Source organism: Companilactobacillus futsaii JCM 17355 (assembly GCF_001435505.1).
Lineage (GTDB): Bacteria > Bacillota > Bacilli > Lactobacillales > Lactobacillaceae > Companilactobacillus > Companilactobacillus futsaii.
On the sequence record NZ_AZDO01000128.1, the window covers coordinates 1 to 9434 of the forward strand.

The window sequence follows — 9434 nt, forward strand, 5'->3', positions numbered from 1 at the left end:
TTAACTTTTCTTTATTTTTCCAAAGTGGCTAACTTGTTCTTGCAATTTGCGAAAATAATAAGTTAGAAATTGCAGTTAAAATTTTTAAAATTCGTGAGAAATTAGGGTGGACGCGAAGTAAATTAGCTCAAGAGGCAAATGTTCTTGAATCGACAGTAGTTGAGATAGAAAGTGGAAATAATATTAATATTGAAACCTTAAGCAAATTAGCTACTGCAATGGGTAAAAAAGTGACAATAAATATTGAATAAAAAAGCAGTTTTCTCTGATAATTTAAAAGAGAAAACTGCTTTTTATCATTCAAACGGATCTTGCATCTGTGTTACGTAAACTGTCATTCGTTCAGAATAACTGGAATCTTTAAACAAATCAGCAATTTCTTCATGCAAATCACTGAGATTATCGGTAATCACACCATCAGCACCCATGAAAATCATTCGATCCATATCTGAAGTATCGTTGACTGTCCAAGCAAAAACCTTTTTTTGTTGAATGTGAGCTTGATCAATGAAGGAATCATTTAAAGTTGTATATTCCATGGTAAAAGCATTGGAATTAGTGTAAGGAACTCCGAAGAGATTGAATGGTAAAACGTAACTAGTTTGAATCTTGGGCAAAAGCCGTTTGGTGTCTTCGATGTATTGATAATCCAAGGAATGCACCATGGCTTTATTTTCCTGCAATTTTTTACCATACTTTTTGGCAAATAGACTGACAAAATCAGATTTGTTACCAGAAACATCTTTTAGTTCAACTAATAGTTTTTGATGCAATTTTGTAGCAGTAGCTAAATATTCATCAAAACTTGCTATGTGGGTAGTTTTGCCATTTTCGTGAACTTGAATCTTAGTTAGTTCGTCTAAAGTCAATTGACTAGGAGTTTTCTTGATGCCAGCCAAACCTTTGAGCGTGTTGTCATGGTAAACGACAAACCTGTGGTCTTTAGTTTCTTGAATATCCATCTCAATGTAATCAGGTTTTTCTTTGGCAGTGGCTTTAAGTGATTCGATAGTATTTTGAACACCGTTGCCATCGTCAACACCTCGATGAGAAATGGTCAAAGGTGGTTCTAATAACCAGTTATTGAAATAGGTAATATCGTAAGTGACAAAACTGACAACGACAGCTGTTCCTAAGATGCCCCAGAACCATTTGTGATAGCGGTGGTTACGTTTGGGATAAAAGTAATTCGTATGTGTGTCACTCAAGATAATTAAAATTGCCATCCCGGAAGCATAAATTCCCGTAATGTAATTGATTAATTGAATTGCAGTCATATTGACGACAGCCATTGGAAAATCAAGAACTTTCAGCGCACCGACATGGTCGATCAAATACTGAAAGGCAATCAAGACACTTGTTGAAACCGTGATGAAGATAGCAACCACAGCCAACAAGATTAGGAAGATGCCTAAGTAATAAAATTCTCGATGTCTAGTTTTGTTCCAACTGTGATGAATTGAAGCTTTGATAGATTTATTTTCGAAAGTCATTGATGGAAGTACTAAGATCCAACGGATTCCGACGTATAAGACTACTAAATAAGCAACAATCAACAATAAACCTAATGGCAAATGTTCTTGAAATAGCCAATCGAGAATAAATTGGGGAATCTTGACTTTGCTCAAAAGGGTCGAAGATACCCCCAAACTGCCAAATGGTGTGATGATCAAGAAATATAATAGAAAGAATCCGAAAGCTTTGAATGGTAATCCAAAGAGATTTTTACTAACGCTCTTGAGGTAATCCCACCAACTCAGATTGGCATGTGATTTGATAGCTTGAAAGCTGACCAATAATAAAGTGAATTGTGCAAAAACCAATAATAATAGTAGAAATAAGACTAATATTAATCCGATTACCACTAGTGGCTTGTGCATGATTAGTTCCAAAGCATTGGTATATGAAACGTAGTTGACGTTACCCAGGAAATTGATGCCGTTAGCTAAAAAGCTCAAAACGGGAATCAAGATAAAATGAATAATCAACTGAATTAAGATGATGATTTGACTGTATTTCCAAAAATAACGCCAAAAGTTGCTATTTTGACGTCGGAACTCTGCTAGTATCCCCATAATTTTCCCCCTGTTTTCTACTACTAATCATACAATAATAATTCTGAAAACGAGGGCAAAAATTAAGTTTTACCAGTAAAATCAAACGAGGGCTGATTCCAACCATAATAAGTGTCTTCTTTGGTTGTTGATTATTTACGTAATTTAGAAGTATATTAGAATAAATTGTAGAGCTATTGTAGAGTCTTGTAGAGCTATTGTAGAGTCTTTCAAAATTATTAAGCAAGTTGGAGGCTTTTATGAATCAACCCAAATTTGATGAAGATTATTTAACAAAGGGGTCTTTCTTCGATATTTACAATGAAGAAGATTACTTTTTGGGCAACTATTTGATTAAAGATGAATTAGTAGAGAAGCAAACGATTTCTCATCCGATGATTGAGCAGACTATATTTCAACATGTGACTTTTAGTGAGTGCGATTTTTATAAGAGTGATTTGACTGATATTATTTTTAAAAATTGTGATCTTTCAAATTGCCATTTCACTGATTCCAGTTTGTTTCGGGTTAAATTTCAGAACTGTAAAATGCTGGGAACTGACTTCAATGGTTCTTATTTCAATAATATTCAATTCGACAATTGTATTTTAGATTTGGCTAATTTGAACCAGTTGAATTGTAAGACGGTTAGCTTCAAGGATAGTAGTTTGAAAGATATCAGTTTTAGTAACAATAAATTAAGTAAAGTTATTTTTGATAACTGTGATCTCAACGAAATGATAGTAACGAATACTAAATTAAAAGGTATTGACTGGAGTAATTGTCATTTTCAAACGATTGAAGTGGACCAAAATTATTTGCGTGGCTTGAAGGTAAATCGTGAACAAGCCGCCTTTTTTGCTCAGAATTTTTTAGGAGTGAAAATATAGTAAACCACTTAATGGTATATTTTGACCACTTGAGCAAATGCCCTATACACCGAGAAATAAAAATGGTGTAATACTTCTAACGAAAGGGTTTGTTGGATGTGAAAATAAGGTTAGATATTTCATCACAGTATCAAGAAAAAGAAATCATTATCCGAGCTAACAAAAAAGATGAAGAAGTGGCTGAAATATTACGAAATCTTCAAAATATTGATACTAAATTACACAATATCAATGGTTATTTGGATAATACGGTCTATTCTTTGTCGACACAAGATATTCTGTTTTTTGAAACTAATGATCGAAATGTCTATGCTCACACCAAAGACAACGCCTTTTTGATCCATTACCGGTTGTATGAGTTAGAGGAAAACTTACCTGATAATTTTTTACGAGTTTCTAAGTCGTCAATTTTAAATGTTGATGAGGTGAAATCTCTAACTCAATCCGTTATGGGAAATTTAATTCAGTTTCGCGATAGTTATAAACAAATGTATGCTTCCCGTCGTTTTCTAAAAAAACTAAAGCTGAAATTGAGTCAAAGGAAGGTCTAATTATGAGAAATAGAATCTTTTGGGGTTTGTTTTTACTACTGAGTGCCGTCTTATTGATTGCCAGCCAGTTACATTTGATCACGTATACATTTAATTTTTGGACAATTGTCGCAACGATGTTTTTAGTATTCTTTTTAATCAAAAGTTTAGTTTACTTTTCTGTTTCAGGGACAGTTTTTACCTTAGCATTTTTGGCGATTTTATATGCTAAACCGTTGGGCATTGCGACATTATCTGCTTGGACCATATTGGGTGCCGCCTTGTTGATAAGTATTGGATTATCGGTAATTTTGAACCCATTTTTAGCTAAACATCGTCCTTGGATGCGTTATAAAAGCCAAATAAAATGGGAAAAAAAGCCATTTGATGGTAGTTACTATGAATACAACGATGATATGAAAACTGTCGATAGTCCCGATGTTAATGTTTTTGTAAAAATGGGCAATAGCGTAAGATACGTCCGTTCGAATGACTTTCATACAGCCAATGTTCAAGCTAATCTAGGTAGTGCAAAAGTTTATTTTGATCATGTAACCGTAAATGATACAGCGACGATTAAAGTGAACGTGTCACTAGGCAATATTGAGTTATTTATTCCCCGTAACTGGAATGTTGTTAAAGGAATCAATAATAATATGGGAAATATTTCAGAAGCGGGTGTGCAAAATATCTCTTCTGATAGTCCTACCGTTACAATAACGGGATTAGTTTCAATGGGAAATTTGAAAATACAGTATATTTAGAAATAGAGCTGCCATTTGGTAGCTCTATTTTCGTAAAACGGCGAAATATTAAAATAGAATAATGAATAATATTGGTTGCGTCTGATTGGATATTTACTTAAAATTTAAAGCAAGAATTCGGAGGGCTAAAAATGGGTGAAATTCACGATTTGCACTGCACTAAATGTGGCTATGGAATCAAAGCCGATACAGGAATTGGTATGTTGTACTCTCCAGAAAATGTTTTTAGAAACAGGCAATTTTTGCTAGATTTAGTTGATAATACTAAGATTACCGATCAAACAATGAGCTTATTGAAAGAAGGCTATGAAATAAATGAAGATTACGGTCATGCCATTTATGCTTGTCCCAATGATTTTTACTTATTCGATAAATTTTACTTTCAATTAAATGGTCCAAATAAATTTGGACCACAATATCCTTGTCCATATTGTCAGATGACTTTAGAACGACTAACCTTTGCCAAAGGAAATCCTGGGACAACAAGATTACGATTTGTTAAAGAACCAAAGAAGTATTGGCATTGCCCCAAATGTGGTAATGATGAATTGAACGAGATGGCTTTTGGAAACTGGGATTAGAGGAGAAGATATGAAAAATTTTACTGTTTACAATGAAGAAGTTGACGAATTACCAGTTGTTATCGATTTACCACACAGCGGAACGTTTATTCCCGGAGACATCACATCAAAAATGGTGCCAGATTTAATTTGTCCTAATGTCGACTGGTTTTTGCCAGAGCTTTATGATTTTTTACCACAGAGTGGATTCACAGTACTTCAAAATAATCTTCATCGCTACATTGCTGATCCTAATCGTGATTTGTCGATGACTGATGTAACTGGTGATTATCGTTATGAAATGGTTTATAGTCAGACGACTTTTGGAAAACAAATTTATGAGACTAAGTTGACTGCCAAAGAAATTGAACAACGAATTGATCAATTTTATCGACCATATCACACTAAGTTGCAGGAGTTAATTGATCATAAATTAGAAAAATTTGGCAAAGTTTATTTATTTGATTTGCATAGTTTTGCTGAATATCCACACGAAGATGTAAAAACTGAAGATATCGTTTTGGGTAATCATTTCGATACTACTTCAAGTGTAGATTTTAGAGGATTCTTAACTGAACAATTCAATCAAAAAGGTTACACTGTTTCAAACAATCATCCCTTTTCTGGAGGTTTCATCACGCCACATTATGGAAAAGATAAGCGAGTTGAATCAATCCAAATTGAGTTAGCATATCATATGTATATCGAGAACCGATATTTTGGTGAGGAAGAATTATCTGGAGTGGATGTGGGAACCTTTACTACAGCCAAAAACAGTTTACAAAGTATATTTATGGAAGTTTTGAATTATATTTTGTCAGGAAAATAACAGTATCTATTTAGAAATTTAACACTAAATAGATACTGTTATTTTTATTTTTTTAGTTTTTTTAGTTGACAAATGTAAACTCAGGGATTACTATAATAATCGTAGATTACAAATGTAAACAAGCGAGAGGGAAAAGGATAATGACAAAAATATTAGTTTTGATTTTAGGTTTAGCAATTATCGGCTTCATTCTTTGGTGGTTCTTCGGCAATCACGAAGTTGCCAGCCAAACAGCAGATATCGCTGATAACAAGCAGAGTGTTGATGTAGAGGTTAGCGGTGGTTATTCACCAGAGGTCATCACTTTGAAAAAAGGCGTTCCGGCAACGTTGAATTTCACTAGAAAAGACGCTTCCAGTTGTTTGGATCGAGTAGTCTTTTCCGATTTCGGAATTAATAAGGAACTACCACAAAACCAAAAAGAAGCCATTGATATCGATACTTCTAAACCTGGTGAATTTCAATGGGCTTGTGGTATGGACATGTTCCACGGCAAATTAATTATTAAATAGTAAATAAGGAGATAACAATTATGGCTGAGAAGGTACAAAAAGTTAACGTTACAGTAGCAGGCGGTTATTCACCAGAAGTAGTCAATTTGAAAAAAGGTGTTCCTGCTGAAATTTCATTTACGAGAACGAATGCGCAGGGATGTTTGGACGTCGTTCACTCTAAAGATTTAGATTTCGAGAAACAACTACCACTAAATGAAACACAAACAGTTACAGTCGATACTGACAAGAGTGGGGAATATACATTTAGTTGCGGTATGGATATGTTCAAAGGAAAGGTCGTAATTTCATAATGACAATTACAAAGAGATTTTGGATTGCTTTAATATTTTCAATTCCAATGTTAATCGGAATGATTTTGATGCCTTTTGGAATCATGATTCCCGGTAGCGAGTGGATTCAATTCGTTCTAACAACTATCGTTATGGCAGTTGCGGCTAGGCCTTTCATCCAAAGCGCTTGGGCTTCATTTAAAAAGCACCATTCAAACATGGATACCTTGGTAGCGATTGGTACAGCTGTTGCTTATGTTTACAGTATTTATGCTATGTTTACTGGTCAAGCAGTCTTCTTTGAAAGTGCCGCTTTTGTTATAACTTTCGTTTTGTTAGGCCAAGTTTTTGAAGAAAGAATGCGTAACAATGCCTCAAATGCCATTGAGAAATTAGTCGACCTGCAAGCTAAAGACGCTGAAGTTATGCGTGATGGTAAGCTAATTAAGATTCCTTTGGACCAAGTAGTTGAAGGTGATTTGATCAGAGTTAAACCCGGTCAAAAAATTGCCGTTGATGGTGTGATCACTGAAGGTAGCTCAACAGTTGATGAATCAATGGTTACCGGTGAAAGTATGCCTGTTACAAAGAAAACGGGCGATAAAGTTATTGGTTCAACTATCAATAGTAATGGAACATTCATGTTTAAAGCCGAAAAAGTCGGTAGTGACACGATGCTTTCTCAAATCGTTGAGTTAGTTAAAAAAGCTCAAAATAGTCACGCACCTATTCAGAATTTGACTGATAAAGTTTCAGAAATTTTTGTTCCAGCAGTTTTGATTTTATCCATTTTGACTTTCTTAGTTTGGTACGTTTTCCTAGGAGCTACGATTGCTAAAGCTTTGATCTTCGCAGTTTCTGTAGTTGTTATTGCTTGTCCTTGTGCCTTAGGTTTGGCCACACCAACAGCCTTGATGGTCGGAACTGGTCGCGGTGCTAAAATGGGTATTTTGATCAAGAATGGTGAAGTTCTTGAAGAAGTTAACGATGTAAAGACTGTCGTTATGGATAAAACTGGTACTATCACAAATGGTAAGCCAGAAGTTACTGATATTGTTGGTGACTCAAAGCAGGTTTTGTCAATCGCTGCAAGTTTGGAAGAATCTTCAGAACATCCTCTAGCTACAGCCATCATGGACAAAGCTAAAACAGAAAATATCCAAGCTAACACCGCCACTAACTTTTCAGCGGTTGAAGGTAAGGGTGTTACAGCTTTAGTCGACAATCAAAAAGCCTTTGTTGGTAACGATAAGATGTTATCTGATGTAGAAATTGATTCAGAATTACAAGATAAAATGGTCCAACTTCAAAATGAAGCTAAAACAGTTGTTTTCGTTGGAGTTGGTAACAAGATTATTGGTTTAATCGCCATCCAAGATGCTCCAAAGGCTACTTCTAAAGAAGCTATTGCCACATTGAAAGCTCGTGGATTGAGAACTGTAATGTTGACGGGTGACAACCAACGAGTTGCCGAAGCAATCGCTAAAGAAGTAGGAATTGATGAAGTTATTGCTGATGTTTTACCAGGTGACAAAGCGGATCATGTTCAAGCACTACAAAAAGATGGTAAAGTCGCCTTCGTTGGTGATGGAATCAATGATGCTCCAGCTTTAACTATGGCTGATGTCGGAATCGCCATGGGTTCAGGTACAGATATTGCTATCGAATCTGGTGGTATCGTCTTGATGAAAAATGACTTACGTGACGTTGCTAAAGCTCTAGAATTGAGCCGCAAGACGTTCAACCGTATCAAGTTGAATCTATTCTGGGCCTTCATTTACAACGTCTTAGGAATTCCAGTTGCTGCAGGATTGTTCTTTGCGGTAGGCTTGAGCTTGAGCCCTGAATTAGCAGGTTTAGCAATGGCCTTTAGTTCCTTGTCAGTTGTAACTAGTTCAGTATTATTAAATAAGAGTAAGATTGAACCTAAAGTTGCATTGAATTAATTTTTTGATTTAGATAGCAGGTTTTAAATTTAACTGATTATTTAAGAAATAAATAGCCTTGATAGAATTCAATAGATGAGTTCTATCAAGGCTTTATTTGTATCTTATTAGCTTTTTTCCTCGTCTTGTAAACTAGCGATTAATTCGTTAATATTTTCAAAAGTTTTTAATGTACCACTTTCAGCTTCTTGACGTGCTAAGGATTTGATTAAACTGTTTGTGTTTGGTTCATAATCCATAATCTTCACCTATGTCCTTTGTTAAATTAATGTCTGTTTTTAAAAATAAAGAACTTAGATAGTACGTAATTTCCAACGATGGCTAAAAATTGTCCGACTAATTTAGAACCAGTTCCGTTGGCATTGAGGACGGAAATACCAATCCAAAGCGTAGCTGTTTCAATTAAGAAAGTTAAAATTCTAGTTGCATAAAAAGCCAACATTTCTTGAAAAGCGGAGTTAGATTTGTGATGGAAGACGATAACACGATCGACCCAAAATCCGACTTGTACTCCTAAGAACCAAGCGATAATATTAGCAACTTGGTAGTTCATATGGATAGTGTGGTACAAAATATAGAAGGTTCCAAAATTAACGACAACTGAAAGTAGTCCCCACAGTAAGTATCTAATTAATTGTTTGCTGTTACTTTCTAATGGTTCAGTCTCAGTTGAGAAGACTGTACCAGCATCGTTAATACCCTCTTCGACATCATCAATAATCTTTTTTGTTGGAGTTTCTTGATCCAATTTAGTTTTCTTATTCATAAATATCTTTTTCTCCCAGATTGGATTCTTTTTGAATTTTGGTTAGCTTTAAGCTTCCGTCGTCCGTTCTGCTTTGTGGATGCTGGAACGTACTGGGCACAACTTTAAGCCTATTCCAGAACCGGGAACAGTCTTAAAGCTTGACCTTTCACTAAGCAATAAATTGCTAAGTGAAATTTCAGTACTGAGCATCCACAAAGCTGCCACTCCCGACTAGATAACTTCTTTTATTCTTTATTAAAGTAATAAAAAACGAAACCACTATCCAGTCCGGAATAGCAAAGAAAATTGGCTCAGTAGTGAAATTATTC

At 35.0% G+C, this 9434-nt stretch carries 12 protein-coding genes; 9 read left to right on the forward strand and 3 right to left on the reverse strand.

What is annotated here, in order from left to right:
• The first annotated feature begins 89 nt into the window (after positions 1-89).
• Positions 90-251, forward strand: coding sequence for a helix-turn-helix domain-containing protein (locus FC88_RS12705; RefSeq protein WP_235526928.1), 162 nt, complete (start codon positions 90-92; stop codon positions 249-251).
• Between the two features lie 45 nt (positions 252-296).
• Here the strand turns inward: FC88_RS12705 and FC88_RS09275 are convergent, their stop codons facing one another.
• Positions 297-2075, reverse strand: a complete 1779-nt coding sequence (locus FC88_RS09275; RefSeq protein ID WP_057814945.1) for a glycerophosphoryl diester phosphodiesterase membrane domain-containing protein — start codon at positions 2073-2075, stop codon at positions 297-299.
• A 239-nt stretch (positions 2076-2314) separates the two neighbouring features.
• Between FC88_RS09275 and FC88_RS09280 the strand changes: the two genes are divergently transcribed.
• From FC88_RS09280 to FC88_RS09315, 8 genes are all read left to right on the forward strand, one after another.
• A complete protein-coding gene (locus FC88_RS09280) occupies positions 2315-2944 on the forward strand; it encodes a pentapeptide repeat-containing protein (protein WP_057814946.1) in 630 nt (209 codons plus the stop codon).
• Between the two features lie 98 nt (positions 2945-3042).
• Positions 3043-3495, forward strand: a complete 453-nt coding sequence (locus FC88_RS09285) for a LytTR family DNA-binding domain-containing protein (RefSeq protein ID WP_162256552.1) — start codon at positions 3043-3045, stop codon at positions 3493-3495.
• A gap of 2 nt (positions 3496-3497) precedes the next feature.
• Positions 3498-4238, forward strand: coding sequence for a LiaF transmembrane domain-containing protein (locus FC88_RS09290; protein WP_057814951.1), 741 nt, complete (start codon positions 3498-3500; stop codon positions 4236-4238).
• A gap of 131 nt (positions 4239-4369) precedes the next feature.
• A complete protein-coding gene (locus tag FC88_RS09295; RefSeq protein ID WP_057814953.1) occupies positions 4370-4819 on the forward strand; it encodes a hypothetical protein in 450 nt (149 codons plus the stop codon).
• A 10-nt stretch (positions 4820-4829) separates the two neighbouring features.
• Positions 4830-5627: an N-formylglutamate amidohydrolase gene (locus FC88_RS09300; RefSeq protein ID WP_057814955.1), complete on the forward strand. Its 798-nt coding sequence runs from the start codon at positions 4830-4832 to the stop codon at positions 5625-5627.
• Between the two features lie 140 nt (positions 5628-5767).
• Positions 5768-6139 (forward strand): cupredoxin domain-containing protein, encoded by a 372-nt coding sequence (locus tag FC88_RS09305; protein WP_057814957.1) that lies wholly within the window; start codon positions 5768-5770, stop codon positions 6137-6139.
• A 20-nt stretch (positions 6140-6159) separates the two neighbouring features.
• A complete protein-coding gene (locus FC88_RS09310) occupies positions 6160-6432 on the forward strand; it encodes a cupredoxin domain-containing protein (protein WP_057814960.1) in 273 nt (90 codons plus the stop codon).
• Positions 6432-8357, forward strand: a complete 1926-nt coding sequence (locus FC88_RS09315) for a copper-translocating P-type ATPase (protein WP_057814961.1) — start codon at positions 6432-6434, stop codon at positions 8355-8357. The genes FC88_RS09310 and FC88_RS09315 overlap by 1 nt, the downstream gene beginning before the upstream one ends.
• 107 nt (positions 8358-8464) lie before the next feature.
• Here the strand turns inward: FC88_RS09315 and FC88_RS13260 are convergent, their stop codons facing one another.
• Together FC88_RS13260 and FC88_RS09320 are read right to left on the reverse strand one after the other, a co-directional pair.
• On the reverse strand, positions 8465-8596 hold the full coding sequence (locus FC88_RS13260; RefSeq protein ID WP_268750937.1) for a hypothetical protein: 132 nt from the start codon (positions 8594-8596) through the stop codon (positions 8465-8467).
• A 26-nt stretch (positions 8597-8622) separates the two neighbouring features.
• Positions 8623-9123: a GtrA family protein gene (locus FC88_RS09320; protein WP_057814963.1), complete on the reverse strand. Its 501-nt coding sequence runs from the start codon at positions 9121-9123 to the stop codon at positions 8623-8625.
• Between the last annotated feature and the right edge of the window lie 311 nt (positions 9124-9434).

Excerpts from the sequence above, each read along its gene's own strand:
- FC88_RS09300 (WP_057814955.1), top strand. The coding sequence starts at position 4,830 with ATGAAAAATTTTACTGTTTACAATGAAGAAGTTGACGAATTACCAGTT.
- FC88_RS09320 (WP_057814963.1), bottom strand. The coding sequence starts at position 9,123 with ATGAATAAGAAAACTAAATTGGATCAAGAAACTCCAACAAAAAAGATT.
- FC88_RS09305 (WP_057814957.1), top strand. The coding sequence starts at position 5,768 with ATGACAAAAATATTAGTTTTGATTTTAGGTTTAGCAATTATCGGCTTC.
- FC88_RS13260 (WP_268750937.1), bottom strand. The coding sequence starts at position 8,596 with ATGGATTATGAACCAAACACAAACAGTTTAATCAAATCCTTAGCACGT.
- FC88_RS09310 (WP_057814960.1), top strand. The coding sequence starts at position 6,160 with ATGGCTGAGAAGGTACAAAAAGTTAACGTTACAGTAGCAGGCGGTTAT.
- FC88_RS09295 (WP_057814953.1), top strand. The coding sequence starts at position 4,370 with ATGGGTGAAATTCACGATTTGCACTGCACTAAATGTGGCTATGGAATC.
- FC88_RS09315 (WP_057814961.1), top strand. The coding sequence starts at position 6,432 with ATGACAATTACAAAGAGATTTTGGATTGCTTTAATATTTTCAATTCCA.
- FC88_RS09280 (WP_057814946.1), top strand. The coding sequence starts at position 2,315 with ATGAATCAACCCAAATTTGATGAAGATTATTTAACAAAGGGGTCTTTC.
- FC88_RS09290 (WP_057814951.1), top strand. The coding sequence starts at position 3,498 with ATGAGAAATAGAATCTTTTGGGGTTTGTTTTTACTACTGAGTGCCGTC.
- FC88_RS09275 (WP_057814945.1), bottom strand. The coding sequence starts at position 2,075 with ATGGGGATACTAGCAGAGTTCCGACGTCAAAATAGCAACTTTTGGCGT.